This window comes from Ensifer sp. GW823-FHT05D09, assembly GCF_058795755.1.
Genome location: NZ_JBXAIA010000001.1, coordinates 1,021,737 through 1,038,974 on the forward strand (window position 1 = coordinate 1,021,737; position 17,238 = coordinate 1,038,974).

Here is a 17,238-nt window from a genome sequence, read left to right on the forward strand (position 1 = left end):
CGCTCAGGCGGCTGTCGTCACGGCCGCATGCTCGTGGCCATGCAGTGCCGCATAGCCGTCGAGTTCGGGTGAGCCTAGGCCGAGCGCGCGAAAGATTTCGACTGCGAAGGTGACGGGTGCGGTGCCGGCCGCGGTGACGACGCGGTCGCTGCTGCATGCCTGCGGCTGATCGCGATAACGGCCGTGGCCGTGATAGCCACGGAGCGAGGCAAGACTGTCCGCACTGTTACCAGTGTGGTCAATGGCGTCGAGAATTCCGCTCGAAGCCAGTGCATCGACGCCGCCGCAGATTGCCGCAACCAACCGCTTCTCCCGGTGAAACGAGCGGATCGTCCCGCCGAGATCGGGAGCGTCGGCGGTACCCCAGATCGCGCCGCCGCAGATCACCAGGCCGTCGAAGCCCGCGGGGTCGAGTGCGTCGATCGACAGATGGGCGGAGACATCGAGGCCGCCCATCGACATCACCGGCGCGCCATCAGGGGTGGCGACTTCGATATCGACCCCAAGGTGCGCGCGCGCCGTCGCCATCAACAGCGCGCATTCCCAGTCCGCAAAGCCTTCATGCAGCACGATTGCAAGCCGCATCGTCTCGTCCTCAGCCAAGTTTCTGCATATAGCGCATGCCCGTCACCGGACGAGGCACGAAGCGTTCGGATTCGTAGAAGTGATGCGCCTTGAAATTGCCGGTGGCGGCGCTGACCGACAGGTAATCACAACCGGCCATCTTCGCCTGCTCACGGGCCTTGGCGACGAGGTGGCGGCCGATGCCGGTGCCGCGATTGTCGGAGCGCACGAAGAGATGATGCAGTTCCATGCCGCGCGCGCCTTCCGCTGCCCGGTAGACCGGCACGAGGATGGCGTAGCCGATCAGCCGGTTGCCGGCTTCGGCGACAAGCGCCGTGATCCAGGGGCTGCGGCCGAAGAGGTCGCGCTCGAGCTGCTCGGGCGTGATCGGGGCGGCGTCGCCATGATGGGCGGCGAGCTCGGCGATCATTTCGCGCAGTTCCGGAAGGTCGCGCTGCTTGGCACAACGGATCGTCACCATCGGCGGGCGCGTCGATGGCAGCGGATGGAGAGAGGGGATGGCGGTCTGTAGCATTGTCGGCTCCTCATGGTTCTCTTGCCATCAGGTGCCGTGAAAAACAAAAGCCGCCTGATGGCGGCCTTGTTGAATATGATCAGCAGGCCGCTCCTATGGGAACAGCCAAAAATACACGCGGCAGATGGGTGCGCTCTTGATCATGTGCTTAGATTGTCCGTTTCCGAGCGTTTGTCAACGGGGATTCTTGCGCTCGGTTGGGGACAGGTCAGGAGGCCGATGTTCGAAGTCGCCCTTAGTCCGCTGTCCCGAACCGAAGTTCAGTGATCGGTCCCGCACATCGAATGATCGGCAAGCGCACGGATGACGTAGCAGTCGCCGATCGTGTGGTCGCCGTTGCAGGCGACGATGCGTTCGAGTTCGCGCTCCAGCTTCTGCAGTTGCGCAATCTTTTCGCGAACGGTGACCAGATGTTCCTTGGCGATACGGTCGGCTTCGCCGCAGGGGCGCTCCGGGTGTTGACTTAATGCCAGCAGATCGCGGATCGATTCAATCGACAGCCCGAGATCACGCGCATGGCGGATGAAGGCGAGGCGTTCGAGTTCGCGCTTCTCGTAGCGCCGCTGGTTGCCCTCCGAGCGTTCCGGCGCCGCGATCAGCCCCATCTGCTCGTAGTAGCGAATCGTTGGGATTTTTACGCCGGTGCGGCGGGAGAGATCGCCGATCGAATACATGCTCGTGCTCCAAACCTATAGCTTCTGGAGCATTAGATAATCGCTCTGCAATTTCCGTCAATGGGGCAGGAAAGGCCGGTTAGGCCTCTCCCTTTGGTCGTCCGTTCAACGTGCGAGGAAGGACAGCAGCGTCTCGTCGAAGAGATCGCTCTCTTCCAGTTGCGGCGTATGGCTGCTCTTCTCGAACATGCGGATCGTCAGGTCTGCAAAATCCCCGCGATAGGCGTCCCAGGTCCCGGCCGGTGCAACGAGATAGTCGAATTGCCCGAGTGCCAGGAGCACCGGCATGGTAAGCCGGTCGAGCCCTTTGCGGATATCGATGTCGCGAAACACCTCGCCCCAGAGATGGTCGAAGACGGGGTTGTTAACGGTGACATCACGCCATAGCGGTGCCGAGTCGAAGTCGGGCGAGTGCCAGCTCTTGGCGCCGAGCCGGATCAGCAGCGACTTGAACCGCTCCTCGGGGCGCGCGGCGATATCGGCACCGAGCGCAGCCATCTCGCGTTCGAACACTGCCTTGCGTTCCGGTGCTACGAGTTCTTCCCATCGTCGATCCGCGAGTGCCATGTGTCCAGCGGAATGGCTCGGCCCGGTGCCGACCATGATCACATGGCTGACGCGCTGCGGATGGCGCTTGGCATATTCGAGCGCCATGTAGCCATGGCCGGAGTGGCCGAGGATGGCGAAGCGATCGAGGCCGAAATGCTGGCGCATGCGTTCGATATCGTCGAGCACCGTTTCGAGGCCAATATCATCGGGAGAATAGGCCGCGTGTACCGGCGCGAAGCCGCGGTGATCGATGAAATGGAGCTTCATCCGCCGGCGCAGATGCTGTGAGAATGTCCGGGGATAGTAGACGGTGCTGCCGACGATCAGCAGCGGCGTACCGTCTCCCTCTATGCGATAACCGAGCTCGAAAGGACCGGCGCGCAGGCGACCGGTTTTTGGCAGGGATGGATGGGTCGTCGTCATGGATAGGATCCTGCAATGGGCCGGAGAACGATGGTTCAACAGTTGGCGTTCTCATCGGCTTTCAAGAAAAGCGTCCACGCCAAATGAAGCCGCAAAGCGACCTTGGCGTCGGTGGTTTTTCATGCCGGTGAGCGTCGCTAACGGATCAGGCGCACGGATCGGTATCCCTGTTTTAAAGCGGCTTCATACCAGCCAGTACGGTCGAGCCGCAAGCGCCGACCTTGAGGCATTCCGACCGTCAGCCGCATTCGAAGACGGTGGCACAAGGACGCCACAATCGGCGCCTAGCGATCTGCGCAGCATTCGACTCAGCTCAGCGTCGGGCCGAATGCTTGTTGTTCAACAGTCAGTTAGAGCGTCGGCATGCGTGCGCGGCGCACGACGGAGAAACACGTGTCGCTACTCATCAATCGTCGCCAACTGCTCGTCGGCTCCGCGCTGATCTACCCGGCCATCGCCTTCGGCTCGCCCGTAAAGGCCGCCGCTGCCGCCGGTAATGATGTCGATGCCCGGCTCGCCGAACTCGAAAAGCGCACCGGCGGCCGGCTCGGCGTTTCCGTCCTCGACATGGAAACCGACATATCCTTCGGCTGCCGCGAGGATGAGCGTTTCGCCATGTGCTCGAGCTTCAAGACGCTGGCCGCCGGCTTCGTTCTGGCCCGCGCGGATCAGGGCGCCGAAAAGCTAGATCGCCGCATCGTCGTTGCGCAGAAGGACATCATCGCCCATTCGCCGGTGACTGAGAAACATATCGGCGGCGAGGGCATGACGATCGCAGACCTCTGTGCCGCAACGATGACGACGAGCGACAACGCGGCGGCGAACCTCTTGCTCGAAAGCTTCGGCGGTCCGCAGGCACTGACCGGCTGGCTGCGCACGATCGGCGACGAGACCACGCGTCTCGACCGCAACGAACCGACCTTGAACGAAGCCAGGAAAGACGATCCGCGCGACACGACGACGCCGGCCGCGATGCTGGAAACGCTTGGGCTTCTCGCTTTCGGGCCGGCACTCACCGAGCCGTCGCGCAAGCTGCTGATCGAGTGGATGGTTGCCAACACGACCGGCGACCAGCGCATCCGTGCCGGCCTGCCGAAGGGCTGGAGAGTTGGCGACAAGACGGGAACGAACTCCACGGGCTCGGCGTCCGACATCGCCATCGTCTGGCCGGAGGGCCGGGGGCCGTTGCTGGTCGCGGTCTATATCGCAGAGGCGACGGCGCCGCTTGCCGAGCTGAACACCGTCTTTGCCGATGTCGGCCGGATGGCCGCGGAGATGGTTTAGCCGGCGGTCGCCAGGTTGGCATTGGCCGCAGCGGTCTCCGTCGTGCGCCACTTCTTCAGCCGGATGACCTGGTCATCGACGCCAATGACGCTCTTGCGGTGGGTGATGGCGATTACCGTCACCTGGCCGCAGACTTCGCGGATATGCGCCATGATATCGCGCTCGGTTGCCTCGTCGAGCGCCGAACTGGCTTCGTCCAGAAACAGGAATTCGGGGTCGTCGTAGAGTGCGCGGGCAATCGCGATGCGCTGGCGCTCGCCGCCCGAAAGCTTGAGGCCACGTTCGCCGACTGACGTGTCGAAGCCCGCGGGCAAAGCCTCGATGAAATCGAGGATGGCGGCCTTGCGGGCGGCGGCGACAAGGCGGTCATGATCCTGCGGTCGGCCGAGCGCAATGTTGGTGGCAAGGCTTTCGTTGAGCATCACGATGTCCTGCGGCACAACGCCAACCTTTGCGAACCATTCGGCGCGAGAAATGTCAGCCAGATCCTGACCGTCCACGTCGATCCGACCCTTGGTGGGATCAATCGATTTCAAGACCAGCTTGAACGCCGTCGACTTTCCCGCGCCGGTCGGGCCGACCAGATAAGTGATGCGCCCGCGTTCCGCCTGGAAGCTCAGCGCTTCGACACCACGGCTCTCGCCGTAGGAAAAACCGACGCCGTCGAACGTCAGGCGCCCCTCGTTTGGCGCAAATTTTTTGGAATGGCGGGCATTGGTTTCGTCTTCCGCATGCCACATGGCTGCAAAGGGGCCGAAACGCGCCTTGGATTCCATCAGCGTGCTGACAGCCCGTCCGATCATCTCGAAGGGCGAGTTCAGTTGAAGCAGCAGCATGTTGAAAAGAACGAGGTCGCCGGTTGAAAGCTCTCCTGTCTCGAGACGTGGAACGAGAAGAACGAAGGTAACGCCAAGCTGCAGGCCCAACGCGGCTGCGGACGCAGCACCGCCGAGCGCTTCGGTGCCGAAGAAACGGCGCCATCCGTCACGCGAGATTGCCTCCTTTTCGACGAAACGGGCGTTCATCCACCGCTCGCTGCGGAAGTGCCGCAATGTTTCCATCGCGTTGATGGCGTTGCCGGTAAACTTGGCATTTTCCTGCGAGGCTTTCATCGCAGTTTCGATGTGGCGTGCGGCGACCTTGGAGGTGTAAAAGCGCAGGCCGATGAAGATGCAGCCATAAAACAGCGCCACCAGGATGAGCTCGTTGCTGATCGTCGCACCGAGCATGACCAGCGTCACGCCAATCTGCAGTGTTCCAGGAATGAAACCGCCGAGAAGCGTGGTCGAGATGTTGTTGAGCGCGCGTTCGCCGCCAGTGCCTGCCTGCTGGATCTGCGTGGGATTGTGCTCGACGAAGAAAGCCCCGGTCTTCGTCAGCAGCCGATCGAAAAAGGCGGTCCGGACGATGAAGCCGAGCGCTTGGCCCTGGCTCGCCGCGAGATACATGAGGCTGTTCTGCATCGCCGTCGAAAGCGCCATGACCAGAGCATAGAGCAGGAAACCGCCGATGACGGACACGGAAGGGTCGTTCAGCCTGTCGATCTGTCTGGAGAAGAGATACGGACCAGCGACAAAGCTCAGGGAGGTCAGGACCGTGATCGCGACGAGCAACAGGATCGAGAGCCACTCCGTCCGCCAGTAGCGAGCAAAAATAACCGCCATCGGTTCGCCCGCAAGGCGCCAATCGTCACGCATATCCCTGTTCTCCTGTGAATCGGCAGGGCGACATATGTCGCGTGCCGGGGGTGTCGATTCAAGGAAAAGTTGAAAATTATAGGCAAGTTTATTTTAGGCTGCAGGGCTTCCGTCGGCGATATCGGATGCGGTATCATTGCGCTGCTGGTCGACGCCCATCGCGCGCTCGACTGCCTTGCGGATTTCGTCCTCGATCGCTTCGCGCTGCTTCGGGTCCATCGCCTTGAGTTCGTCTTCGGTGATGCCGTGCGCCTCAAGGATCTGGGCGCGAATCTGCTCCGCGAAGCTCATCTTGGCGCGTTTCAGGAACTCATCGCCGACTGATTCGCCTGAGGCCGTCTGTTCGCCGGTTCCGATCGAAGGCTTGACTTCCTCTTCCCGGGTCGCGCTGATCCAGAAGGCGTTGGACAGCGAGGCTGAACTGGAAGCCGGCGCAATGGTCGGCGGCAGTCTTGGTCGGGCATCGGTGCTGCCATTTTCTTCGAGTGGTGCGGCCGGTCCCGATTGGGCGCGGCGCTGCGAGAAGTAGTAGTTCGAGATGCTGTTGTCGATTTTCATGGGAATCCCCCGGAATCTTATGTCCGGGGGAAGCTGCTTCCGGTGGCTTGTGTGGAGCTTGCCAATACAACCCAATAGCGAGAATTAGGGGTGCCTGCTCGCGCTCTAGGGCAGGGTATAGGCGATGACGTAGTCTCCAGGCTTGGTGCCCACCGAGCCGTGGCCGCCGGCGACGATCAGCACATATTGCTTGTCGCCGACCGCATAGCTCATCGGCGTCGACTGGCCGCCGGCCGGAAGACGTGCTTCCCAGAGCTGCTTGCCCGTCGTCAGGTCATAGGCGCGCAGATAATCGTCCACCGCCGCGCCGAGGAAGGCGACGCCGCCCTTGGTGATCATCGGTCCGCCGATGCCGGGAACGCCGACCTTGAAGGGCAGCGGCAAGGGCGTCATGTCCTCGACGGTGCCGTTCTTGTGCTTGTAGGCGATCTTGCCCGTCCTGAGATCGGCACCCGCGACGTAACCCCACGGTGGTGCCTGGCAGGGGATACCAAGCGGGCCGAGGAACGGCCCCATGAACACACCATAGGGCGCGCCGTCGTTGCGGTTGAGGCCCTGCTCGGATCCTTTTTCGTCCTGGCCCTTCGGCGGGATCTGGTCGCGCGGAACGAGGCGCGAGGTGAAGGCGAGGTAGGTCGGCATGCCGAACATGACCTGCCGTTCCGGATCAACCGCAACCGAGCCCCAGTTGAACGTGCCGAAATTGCCGGGATAGACGAGTGTCCCTTCCAGCGACGGCGGCGTATAGCGCCCCTCGTATTTCAGCGAGCGGAACGAGATGCGGCAGGCGAGCTGGTCGAACATCGTCACGCCCCACATGTTCCGCTCCTGCAGAGGTGCCGGCATGAAGGTGAGGCCCGAGACCGGCTGGGTCGGCGCGGTGAAATCTTCCGGGATCGCGCCCTTGGGAGCTGCGACTTCCTCGATCGGGATGATCGGCTCGCCGCTCCTGCGATCGAGCACGTAGATATCGCCCTGTTTCGTCGGTCCGACGAGCGCCGGCACGACTGTGCCGTCGTCCTTGGTAATGTCGAGCAGCGCCGGTTGTGCCGGCACGTCCATGTCCCAGAGATCATGGTGCACGGTTTGGCGCACCCAGCGCACCGCGCCGGAATTGATGTCGAGCGCGACGATCGAGGAAGAATACTTCTCCACATGTTCGCTGCGGCCCATGCCGAGCTGGTCCGGCACCTGGTTACCCATCGGGATATAGACGAGGCCGAGACCTTCATCGTAGCTGGACACCGACCAGCTGTTGGGCGAGTTGGTGCTGTAGGTCTGCCCCTCAGGCAGCGGCGTCGTCACGTCAGGGTTGCCGCTGTCCCAGTTCCAGATGAGGGCGCCGGTGTTGATGTCGAAGGCGCGGATGACACCGGATTGTTCCTGGGTGGAATAGTTGTCGTTGACGGCGCCACCGATGATCAGCTTGCCGGCGACGGCGACCGGTGGCGAGGTCGAATAGTAATAGCCGGCCGGGTTGTACTTCATACCCTTTTCGAGGTGCAGCACGCCGTTGTCGGCAAAGCTGGTGCAGACGGCGCCCGTTGCCGCATCGAGCGCGATCAACCGCGCATCGGAGGTCGGCAGGTAGACCCGTTCGGCGCAGACGCCGCCGGCAGTTGCCGCCGGATCGGCCCAATAGGTGACGCCGCGGCAGGTCTGGTGCTGCCGGTCCGGGTTCATGCCGGAGTTGCTGTCATACTTCCATTTCTCCTCGCCGGTCGCAGCGTCGAGCGCGATCGCCCAGTTGTGCGGCGTGCAGGCATAAAGCGTGTCCTTCACCTTGATCGGCGTCACCTGATAGGTGGTCTCGCCCACGTCCTCGGGGCGTTTGACGTCGCCCGTCTGATATTGCCAGGCAACCTTGAGGTTCGCGACATTGTCAGGGGTAATCTGATCGAGCGGCGCATACCGCTGGCCGAACGGCGTGCGCCCGTACTGATGCCATTCGCCTGGTGGTACGTTGCCGCCGAGCGGCGGATTGGCGGCGACCACGTCGCGTGGCAGATCGCCACGGATGTCGTGCGGATCCTGGGTCAGCGAATAGCCGGCGATGCCGATCGAGGCGAGGACGGCGACCGCCAGCGGCCACGCGCCGGCGGCATAGCGTTCGCCGGTCGGGCTCTCGAAGCCGAGCGGGCGACGGATCGCCGGCAGCATCAGCCACAGGCCGAGCAGCACGATAATGCCGCCACGGGGTCCGAGCTGCCACCAGTCGAACCCGACTTCCCAGACGGCCCAGGCGAGTGAGCCGAGGATGATCAGGGCATAAAGCCAGATAGCGGCGGCGTTGCGCTTGAAGAGAAGAATGGCCGTCAGCAGGAAGCCGATACCGGTGATGAGATAATAGGGACTGCCGCCAAGCATCAGGAGTTCGATTCCGCCGCCGCCGAGCGCGATACCGATCAGGGCGAAGACGATGGCCGTCAGAATAAGCATGGTGGGAACTCCCGAATTGAAGAACGGCGCCGTTGCACGGCTTTTTCGTTGGGGCGGCCCGGATGAACGGCCACGCGGGAAAAATCGGTTTCGGGGTCGGCGGTCGCGAGGGAGGCCGCGGCCGTCAGATCGGGCTTGGGCCAATCTCGCGACGGCCCGCCCTCTAGCACCTAACGCGCCGGACTTGCCTTTCAATAGCCGCAATTTCGCAGCGCAAAAATTTAAGGTGTCCGCAATGAAGTTGCGCGCCGGGGAGCTGAGCGATGCTTCTCGGCCTGCCGGGCACGGCCGCCTCGGCAGTCGCATGACAGGCCAAGGCCTGGCGCGCAGGCGAGACGTCCGTCGAAGACAGCGAGTGTGGACTGTCTAGGCGAGGCGAAGGCGCAGCGGTTTGGTGTTTTCCCGGCGCAGCACGCCCTTGGCCTCGAGGTCGAGCTGGACCGCCTTCAGCCACCACCCGGCCTTCTCGCCGCCAGGAAAGAGATCGTCGGGCAGCAAAGGCAGCAGCATCTGCTTTGCTTCCGCAACCGTGAGGGGCGCGTCAGAGCGGGATAGCGCGGTGAGCAGCGCGTCCTTCATCGCATCGTATTTGACCTTGTCGACACGGGTGACGTGTCCGGGCGAAACGATATTCTGGATCTCGATCTTTTCACGTTCCGTGGCCATCAAGCGTTCCCTTCACATAGTCGATGTCAGGTGACCGGAACGCCATTGCGGCCCAGGCGCCGATGAGCTTCAGCATGAACTTTCCGGAATGCCCGGCGTAGCTGGGCAGGTCGTCGGCGATGGCGACACCTGGCCGGCGGTCCCGTGTCATCACCCGCATCTGCACCGGTGGCCGCGTCTCTTCGTCGAGCCGATTTCGATAAAGCGTCAGCCAATGACCGCTGGTAAACTCGAGGAACATCGGTGTGTTGCAGCACGTTGCGACAACGCGTCGGGTCTTTGACGTTGGTGTCAGTCGATGTTCATGCAGCTGATCGGCGCCACGAACGCAGTTTATCCGGTCCTTGCGGAAGAGAACGAAATCCGTGGAACCATCGCCGTTGAGCACCGGCGAGGCGCCGGGCAATGCCGCGAAGATTTCACCTGCCGTCCGGCAGCTTTGACAATAACAAGCGGCTGTCACGATCGGGCTGCCGACAGCGCGCATGTGCACCTGCCCGCACTCGCATCGCGCATTCAAAGTCCGGTTTTCGCTCCTGCTCACCCGCAATCTCCGTCTTCAAACTCAAATCAAACTGTACCGTCCAGTTTGATTTGTCAATGCGGTCGTGCTAACCGGGACCGCAGGCCCCTGTGAGAGGTTGTGACTGAAAATGACGAACCCGGTCGAGACGCGAACGACAAGGAAGCGCCAGTCCATCCTGGCTGCCGCTACCGAGCTTTTCCTGCAGCGCGGTTTCCTTGCGACCAACATGGACGAGGTGGCGGCGATCGCCGGTGTGTCGAAGCAGACCGTCTACACCCATTTCGGCACCAAGGAAGCGCTGTTCCTCGAGATCGTCACCGGCATGACGGGCGAGGCCGGCGATGAACTGGAAGGGCAGGTAGCAGACCCCGTTGATGGGCGCCCGATCGAAGACTTTCTGCTGGAGTTTGCCGAACAGCAGCTGGCGATCGTCATGACGCCGCGGCTGATGCAGTTGCGGCGCCTGGTGATCGGCGAGGCCGAACGCTTTCCGGAGCTCGGCAAGAGGTTGCACGCAAAGGGGCCGGGCCGGTCAATCGGCCGGCTCACGAAAGCCTTTGCCCACTACAGCGAGAGCGGCGACGTCGAGGCGGAGGACCAGCGCGCCGCCGCATCCTTCTTCAACTGGTTGGTGATGGGCGAGCCCGTCAACGACGCCATGCTGCTCGGTGATCGGGCCATTCCTGATGCCGATGCTCTTCGCAGCCATGCAAGGGAAAGCGTGCGGATTTTCCTCGCTGCCTATGGCCGAAGGCCATAGGCGCGGACCATGACCTGTAAGCGTTGCGCGCCTGTCGATTTGTCCTCACGTACCGCAAAAGGTCTGCTGTACTTCTTCCTCTGGCTGCGGCGGATCGGCATAGGCTGCAAAACGGGGCTGGTCCTCATAGGGTTTTGACGTCACGTCGACCAGCGCTTCGAACAGCGAGAAGTCGGCGTCTTCCGTCGCCGCGACGATCGCCTGTTCGATCCGGTGGTTGCGCGGGATATAGGCCGGGTTCACTGCCCTCATCGCCGTCGCGCGGTCGTCGGCAGCCCCCGGCTCCCGCTCAAGGCGCTTGCGCCAGTCGGCGAGCCAGGATGTCACGGCGACAGGGTTGGTGAACAGGGAGGCGAGGGCCACGTCCGCACTGGGATCGGCAGCACACTCGCAAAGCCTGCGGAAGGTGAGGGTGAAATCGGCTTCACCCTGATGCATGGCGCTCAGCAGCCCCTGCACGAGGTCAAGGTCGCCTTCCTCTTCGCCGACAATCCCGATCTTGTGGCGCATGCCGTCGAGCCAGTGGCGCTGGAAGATCGCGCCGTATTCGCCAAGAGCGTCGTTGGCGAGGTCAACCGCTGTCGCTGCCACCGGATCGAACAGCGGCACCAGCGTCTCGGCAAGCCTGGTCAGGTTCCACTGGCCGATCGCCGGTTGGCTGGCATAGGCGTAGCGGCCGAACTGATCGATCGAGGAAAACACCTTCTTCGGATCGTAGGCATCCATGAAGGCGCAGGGGCCGAAGTCGATGGTCTCGCCCGAGATCGTCATGTTGTCGGTGTTCATCACACCGTGGATGAAGCCGACATGCAGCCAGCGGGCAATCAGGGCCGCCTGCCGCGCCACCACGGCCTTGAAGAAGGCGAGATAGGGGCGTTCTTCGTTCTTGATCTCCGGATAGTGGCGGTCGATCGCGTAATCGGCCAGCGCCTGCACCGAAGCCATGTCACCGCGTGCCGCGAAAAACTGGAAGGTGCCGACCCGGATGTGGCTTGCCGCCACCCGGGTGAAAACGGCACCGGGCAGGATCTGCTCGCGATAGACCGGTTGGCCGGTCACGACGGCAGCAAGCGCCCGTGTCGCCGGGATGCCGAGCGCGAACATCGCTTCGCTGACGATGTATTCGCGCAGCACCGGGCCGAGCGCCGCCCGCCCGTCGCCGCGGCGCGAGAAAGGGGTCTGTCCCGGTCCCTTCAACTGGATATCGCGCCTTTGCCCGCTCCGATCGATGACTTCGCCGAGAAGGATCGCGCGGCCGTCGCCCAACTGCGGCACGAAGGTGCCGAACTGATGGCCGGCATAGGCCATCGCGAGCGGCGCAGCACCGGCAGGCACGCTATTGCCGGAAAAGATCTGGGCGCCGTCGCGCTCGAGAGTTGCGACGTCGAGGCCGAGTTCTTCGGCAAGCGGTCGGTTGAGCTTGATCAGCCAGGGCTCGGCAACCGGCGTCGGATCGACACGGGCGAAGAACTGCGGCGGCAGTCGCGCAAAACTGTTGTCGAAACGGAAACCGTCGGTTTCGGCGGTCGGCGAAGGCGGCACGTAGTTCATGGTTCAACGGTCAGCGGCTCCTGCCGGGACATTCCGGCCACCGCCCTTTCGGACCAAAGTCTACACGAGCCATCTCAATTTCGCGAGGGTTGGCTGACAAGGCGGCGCCCTCCCGCGAGAGGTCTTTCGCGGGAGGGCCGGGAGGGCGAGTGCCGTCTTCGTGTCAGGCGCTCAGCGCCGTCGGCGAAAGGCAGGCCTCGCAAATCGCCGCGATATGGCGATGGTCGGTGCCGCAGCAGCCACCGAGGATGCGCAGTCGCGGCAAACGATCGCTCAGCATCCGATAGCGCTGCCCGAGTTCAACAGGATCGCCCGCATCGAGCGTCTCACTTTCGTCGAGCTCGCTGTGGCTTTTCGCCGACGCGTTGGCGCGGATGCCGCCGATCCTGTGCACCCAGGCGCTGTCGGTATCGAGGCTGGCCTCGAAATGATCCGGATGGGCGCAGTTGATCATGTAGTATTGCGGAAACCGGCCGGTTGCCGCGTCGACGATCTCGATCGCGTGTTTGAGCGTGCGGCCGTTCGGCAGGCGCCCGTCTGTCTCAACCGTGAACGAGATGGCGCAGGGCATGCCGTGGCTCTGCGCCGAGCGGGCGATGCCGATCGCCTCGTCGATATTGGTAATCGTGTAGGCCGAGATCATGTCGGCATCGCTGACGGCAAAGGCAGCGACCTGTGCGGCATGATAGTCCTCGGCTTCGTCGGGGCTCATCCGGCCTGCCCTGTAGCCGTCGCCGCGCGGCCCGATCGCGCCGCTGAGCACGATCGGTGCCTGCGGCCGCTCGTATTCGGCGCGCAGTTCCGTCAGCAGATAGACGGCATCCTGGTTCAGTTCGGCCAGCGCTCCGGCATCATAGCCAAGCTTGGAGCCCCAGTCGGCACTCGCCCGCCACGTCGCCGTGTCGAGGACAAAGCCGGTGCCGTGGTGTTGCGCGATGTCGAGATACCGCGTGTAGTAGTTCAGCAGCCGCCGTCGTCCCTCGGACGTCGACAGCAGAACGAAGGAGGCAAAGTGCGGAAGCGCGACGCCTTCGTGAAAGATGAGCGTCGTTTCCATGCCGCCGTCGCTGAGAAAGGTTCCACCCTTCATGAGCGGCAGGCTGCGTCGGTATTTGGCCATGTCGGTCTCCACCCGTTTTGGTCTCGTTGGATCCCGGCGGAGCGCTCCCATTCCCGCAAGGATGGTTAAATTTCTGCCTTTTTATCATCTTCTAAACTAGGCGACTTGCGGTATACTATTGCTAATATACGTAAATATCTCAGTAAAATCATTATGTTGCTGGTAGAGTTTTGCTGCGGCATTGCTCGCTGGTCGTGGGTTCGTTGGCGAAAACTGTACCGACGGTAGGGAAGCGGCTAATGCGAAAGGGTGAGGAAACCCGTGCCAAGATCCTCGACGCAGCCGAAATCTCGGTGTTGGCGAAGGGCTTTGGCGCGACCTCGATCGATGAACTGATCGCCGAAACCGGCATCACCAAGAGTGGCTTCTTCTATCATTTTCGCGACAAGAACGAGCTGGCGAAGGCGCTGCTCGAACGCTACGTCGAGAACGACGAGCGGATTTACGACGAGATCTTCAGCCGGGCGCGCGAGCTTGTCGATGATCCGCTTCAGGCGTTTCTGCTCGGCCTCAAGCTCCTGTCGGAGCTGCTCTCCGATCTTCCGAACGGTCACCCCGGCTGCCTGGTCGCGGTAATCTGCAGCCACGAGCGAGCGTTCGACCGCGATATCCAGGAGATCAACCGGCAGGCAGCCTTGATGTGGCGCAGGCGTTTCGGCGCGATGTTCCGCGACATCATGCAGGTCTACCGGCCACGCGAGCCACTGGATGTCGACCAGCTTGCCGACATGGTCTCGACGGTGATCGAGGGCGGAATCATCCTGTCAAAGGCGTTGAAGGAGCCGAAGAACCTGCCCGCTCAACTGCTGGTCTTCCGCACCTTCATCCGGCTGCTGTTCCAGCCGGCAGCCTCCTGAGCATCAAGCCTCGTCAGCTTCCATCGCGTGCGCCAGTTCGGCGAGCTTGCGAACGGTGTTGAGGTTGCGCGCCGTACCCGTTTTGAGCGCCGGCAGCTTCATCTTCGACGGGCCGGAACCATTGGGATAGTGCACGTAGATCTCGTGTCCTGCGACTACGACCTCTTCGCCGTCGGGCGCAACGAGCTTGTCGAGTGCATCCGCCGGTGCTGCATTCGGCAGGAACACCACATGCAGGAGGTTGGTCTTGGCATCGGGGAAGGGAGAGGCGTCGGCTATCGCCCGTAACTGCCGGGCATCCCGGATGACAACGCCGGGCGCCTTGCCGAGTTTTTCGCCAAGGGCCGCGCCGAGCTTTACCGCCGCCTCCAGCGCCGGCAAGTCAGAGCGGAACAGCACGTTTCCGCTCTGGATGTAGGTCTTCACGTCGCTGAAGCCGAGCGCCTCGCAGATCGCCCTGAGATCGGCCATCGCCAGCTTGCCGGTCCCACCGACATTGATGGCGCGAAGAAGGGCGACGTGAACAGGCATCGGCCTCTCCTTAGCCTTGCATCTTGCCGGCGACCTTGATGGCGAAGGCATATTCGAAGGCGATCTCTTCCAGGCGCTGGAAGCGGCCGGAGGCGCCGCCGTGGCCGGCGTCCATGTTGGTTTTCATCAGGATCGGCGCGGTGCCGGTCGTCTTTTCGCGCAGGCGTGCCACCCACTTCGCCGGTTCCCAATAGGTCACGCGTGGGTCGGTGAGCCCGCCAAGCGCCAGGATCGCCGGGTAGGGTTTTGCCTCGACATTGTCGTAGGGCGAGTAGCCGGCGATGATGTCGTAGAACTCGCGGCTGTCGATCGGGTTGCCCCATTCCGGCCATTCCGGCGGCGTCAGCGGCAGCGTGTCGTCGAGCATGGTGTTGAGCACGTCGACGAAGGGAACGGCGGCGATGATGCCGGTGAACTTTTCCGGCGCCATGTTGGCGATCGCGCCCATCAGCATGCCGCCGGCCGATCCGCCTTCGGCGACGATGTTTGCGTAAGACGTGAACTTCTCCTGATTCAGATAGTCCGCCGCGGCGATGAAGTCCTTGAAGGTGTTGGTCTTCTTGGCCATCTTGCCGTCCTCGTACCACGAGAAGCCCCGGTCCTTGCCGCCGCGGATATGGGCGATGGCATAGACGAAGCCACGGTCTGCCAGCGACAGGCAATTGGTGTTGAAGCCGGCGGGAATGGTGATGCCATAGGCGCCGTAGCCATAGAGCAGGCACGGTGCCGAGCCGTCGAGCGGGGTATCCTTGCGATAAAGCAGCGTGACCGGAACCTTGGTTCCGTCCCAGGAGGGCGCGAAGACACGGCGGGTGACGTAGTCGTCGGGATTGTGTCCCGACGGTACTTCCTGGGTCTTCAAGAGCGTGCGCTCACGCGTCGCCATGTCGTAGTCGAAGAGCTGCGACGGCGTCGTCATCGACGAGTAGGAAAAGCGGATGACGTCGGTGTCGTATTCGGCAGCACCCGAAAGCCCGAGCGAATAGGCCTCTTCGGCAAAGGCGATCGCGTGCTCCTCGCCGGTCTTGCGGTCGCGGATGACGATTTCCGGCAAGCCGTCCCGGCGCTGCAACCAGACGAGATGGCGCGCATAGGCCATGTGGTTGAGGATCAGCGTGCCTGGCTTGTGCGGTACGAGCTCTCGCCAGTTCTCCTTGCCCGGCGCATCGACCGGCGCTTCCATGATCTTGAAATCCTTGGCGCCATCGGCGTTTGTCAGGATGTAGAAGACATCGCCGCCTTCGGTCATCTCATATTCGAGCCCGACCACGCGTTCCGCGACGAGCTTCGGTTCGGCCGTCAGGTCCTTGGTCGAAAGCAGCCGGTACTCGCTGGTCTCGTGGTCATGGATGTCGATGTAGATGACGTCGTCGAGGAGAGAGCCGCCGACCGACATGAAGAAGCCCGGGTCCTTCTCCTCGTAGACCAGCCGGTCGTCCGCCTGGGGGCTGCCGATCACGTGGTGGAAGATCTTCGACGGGCGGTGGTTGTCATCGAGTACCGTGTAGAAGAAGCTCTTACCGTCCGGTGCCCAGGCGCCACCGCCGCCGGTGTTCTCGATCACGTCGGCAAGATCCTCGCCCGTCGAGAGGTCACGCACCTTCAGCGTGAAGTATTCCGATCCCTTGTCGTCGTAGCCCCAAAGGCCGCGGCCGTGGTCGGACGAGTGGTCGAGGCCGGCAAGGCGGAAATAGGCCTTGCCTTCCGCTTCCTTGTCGCCGTCGAGCAGGACCTGCCGGATCGTCTCGTTCTTGCTGTCGCCGTCGCGCGGAATGCGGAAATAGCGTGGCTGCTCACCGCCGGTCACATAGAGGCTGCCATAGGCGAAGGGACCGTCCTTTACCGGGATCGAGCTGTCGTCTTCCTTGATGCGGCCGCGCATCTCGGCAAACAGCGTCTTCTGCAGCGCCTTGGTGTCGTCCATCGCCGCATTCATGTAAGCGTTTTCCGCCTCCAGATGCGTCCGGATTTCCGGATTGAGGATCGAGGGATCCTTGAACATCGCCTGCCAGTTGTCGTCCCGCAGCCAGGCGTAGTCGTCGGTGCGGGTAATGCCGTGGCGCGTGTCGGTCACCGGCTTTTTCGCGGCGACGGGAGCTTCGGGCAGGTTCTTGAAAACGGACAAGGCATGTCTCCGGGATTTATGCGGCGGGAGACACTGAGATAGAGAGCACGGCTGCGCCGATCAAGCGGAAAGGTTTTTGCGTTTTGGCGGTGCCTTCTCCCCGGAAGGGAGTGGGGAGAAGGCGGGGTAGTCTTTCGGTTGACGCTCGTGGAGCGGCTAGCCTTTTGCTTTCAATTGCTTTCGGTATTCATCGACCGGCAGGCCGCCGACGCCCCAGTCTTCGAAGGCCACCTCGTCGATGACGACGAAGGTGGTGGCCGGGCTCTTGTCGAGCACGGTGACGAGCAGGTCGGTGACACCCTTGATGAGGGCTGCCTTCTGTTCCGGGGTTGCACCTTCGCGGGTGATCTTGATGTTCACATAGGGCATTGCTGGTTCC

17 protein-coding genes are annotated in these 17,238 nt (G+C 62.6%); 3 read left to right on the top strand and 14 right to left on the bottom strand.

From position 1 onward, the window contains the following. Window positions 1-3: 3 nt before the first annotated feature. From AC1Q80_RS05030 to AC1Q80_RS05045, 4 genes are all read right to left on the bottom strand, one after another. The gene (locus tag AC1Q80_RS05030) at window positions 4-528 is read right to left on the bottom strand and encodes a DJ-1/PfpI family protein (protein ID WP_412728329.1); all 525 of its coding nucleotides are present in this window, start codon (window positions 526-528) and stop codon (window positions 4-6) included. A gap of 67 nt (window positions 529-595) precedes the next feature. Further along, window positions 596-1,099 carry a GNAT family N-acetyltransferase gene (locus AC1Q80_RS05035; protein WP_173419327.1) on the bottom strand — a complete coding sequence of 168 codons (504 nt, stop codon included), beginning with the start codon at window positions 1,097-1,099 and terminating at the stop codon, window positions 596-598. A 260-nt stretch (window positions 1,100-1,359) separates the two neighbouring features. Continuing rightward, window positions 1,360-1,773, bottom strand: a complete 414-nt coding sequence (locus AC1Q80_RS05040) for a MerR family transcriptional regulator (protein WP_173419328.1) — start codon at window positions 1,771-1,773, stop codon at window positions 1,360-1,362. Window positions 1,774-1,878: 105 nt separating this feature from the next. Then, on the bottom strand, window positions 1,879-2,745 hold the full coding sequence (locus tag AC1Q80_RS05045) for an alpha/beta fold hydrolase (protein ID WP_492359784.1): 867 nt from the start codon (window positions 2,743-2,745) through the stop codon (window positions 1,879-1,881). 393 nt (window positions 2,746-3,138) lie between these two features. Between AC1Q80_RS05045 and bla the strand changes: the two genes are divergently transcribed. Beyond that, a complete protein-coding gene (bla, locus tag AC1Q80_RS05050) occupies window positions 3,139-4,029 on the top strand; it encodes a class A beta-lactamase (RefSeq protein WP_492359785.1) in 891 nt (296 codons plus the stop codon). Here the strand turns inward: bla and AC1Q80_RS05055 are convergent. The 5 genes from AC1Q80_RS05055 to AC1Q80_RS05075 all read right to left on the bottom strand — a co-directional run bounded on the left by AC1Q80_RS05055 (window position 4,026) and on the right by AC1Q80_RS05075 (window position 9,933). Next, window positions 4,026-5,726, bottom strand: a complete 1,701-nt coding sequence (locus AC1Q80_RS05055; protein WP_492359786.1) for an ABC transporter ATP-binding protein — start codon at window positions 5,724-5,726, stop codon at window positions 4,026-4,028. The two genes, bla and AC1Q80_RS05055, sit on opposite strands and share 4 nt — an antisense overlap. A 93-nt stretch (window positions 5,727-5,819) precedes the next feature. Further along, window positions 5,820-6,284 carry a hypothetical protein gene (locus AC1Q80_RS05060; RefSeq protein ID WP_492359787.1) on the bottom strand — a complete coding sequence of 155 codons (465 nt, stop codon included), beginning with the start codon at window positions 6,282-6,284 and terminating at the stop codon, window positions 5,820-5,822. 105 nt (window positions 6,285-6,389) lie between these two features. Continuing rightward, window positions 6,390-8,723: a glucose/quinate/shikimate family membrane-bound PQQ-dependent dehydrogenase gene (locus tag AC1Q80_RS05065; RefSeq protein WP_492359788.1), complete on the bottom strand. Its 2,334-nt coding sequence runs from the start codon at window positions 8,721-8,723 to the stop codon at window positions 6,390-6,392. A 366-nt stretch (window positions 8,724-9,089) separates the two neighbouring features. Then, window positions 9,090-9,389: a DUF6958 family protein gene (locus AC1Q80_RS05070; protein WP_209787091.1), complete on the bottom strand. Its 300-nt coding sequence runs from the start codon at window positions 9,387-9,389 to the stop codon at window positions 9,090-9,092. Beyond that, window positions 9,373-9,933 carry a GFA family protein gene (locus AC1Q80_RS05075; RefSeq protein ID WP_492359789.1) on the bottom strand — a complete coding sequence of 187 codons (561 nt, stop codon included), beginning with the start codon at window positions 9,931-9,933 and terminating at the stop codon, window positions 9,373-9,375. Before AC1Q80_RS05075 ends, AC1Q80_RS05070 begins: the two co-directional genes overlap by 17 nt. Before the next feature lie 109 nt (window positions 9,934-10,042). Between AC1Q80_RS05075 and AC1Q80_RS05080 the strand changes: the two genes are divergently transcribed. Further along, window positions 10,043-10,675 (top strand): TetR/AcrR family transcriptional regulator, encoded by a 633-nt coding sequence (locus AC1Q80_RS05080; protein ID WP_492359790.1) that lies wholly within the window; start codon window positions 10,043-10,045, stop codon window positions 10,673-10,675. Between the two features lie 45 nt (window positions 10,676-10,720). Here the strand turns inward: AC1Q80_RS05080 and AC1Q80_RS05085 are convergent, their stop codons facing one another. Together AC1Q80_RS05085 and AC1Q80_RS05090 are read right to left on the bottom strand one after the other, a co-directional pair. Beyond that, complete coding sequence (locus AC1Q80_RS05085; RefSeq protein WP_492359791.1) at window positions 10,721-12,226, bottom strand: protein adenylyltransferase SelO; 1,506 nt, start codon at window positions 12,224-12,226, stop codon at window positions 10,721-10,723. 163 nt (window positions 12,227-12,389) lie between these two features. After that, the gene (locus tag AC1Q80_RS05090) at window positions 12,390-13,346 is read right to left on the bottom strand and encodes a homocysteine S-methyltransferase family protein (protein ID WP_173419336.1); all 957 of its coding nucleotides are present in this window, start codon (window positions 13,344-13,346) and stop codon (window positions 12,390-12,392) included. Between the two features lie 239 nt (window positions 13,347-13,585). Between AC1Q80_RS05090 and AC1Q80_RS05095 the strand changes: the two genes are divergently transcribed. Further along, window positions 13,586-14,203 (top strand): TetR/AcrR family transcriptional regulator, encoded by a 618-nt coding sequence (locus tag AC1Q80_RS05095; RefSeq protein ID WP_209787085.1) that lies wholly within the window; start codon window positions 13,586-13,588, stop codon window positions 14,201-14,203. 3 nt (window positions 14,204-14,206) lie between these two features. Here AC1Q80_RS05095 and AC1Q80_RS05100 read toward each other — a convergent pair whose 3' ends face one another. The 3 genes from AC1Q80_RS05100 to AC1Q80_RS05110 form a co-directional block, all read right to left on the bottom strand. After that, complete coding sequence (locus AC1Q80_RS05100; protein ID WP_492359792.1) at window positions 14,207-14,734, bottom strand: DUF1697 domain-containing protein; 528 nt, start codon at window positions 14,732-14,734, stop codon at window positions 14,207-14,209. A 10-nt stretch (window positions 14,735-14,744) separates the two neighbouring features. Further along, complete coding sequence (locus AC1Q80_RS05105) at window positions 14,745-16,859, bottom strand: S9 family peptidase (protein WP_492359793.1); 2,115 nt, start codon at window positions 16,857-16,859, stop codon at window positions 14,745-14,747. 156 nt (window positions 16,860-17,015) lie between these two features. Continuing rightward, window positions 17,016-17,228, bottom strand: coding sequence for a tautomerase family protein (locus AC1Q80_RS05110; RefSeq protein ID WP_173419339.1), 213 nt, complete (start codon window positions 17,226-17,228; stop codon window positions 17,016-17,018). Between the last annotated feature and the right edge of the window lie 10 nt (window positions 17,229-17,238).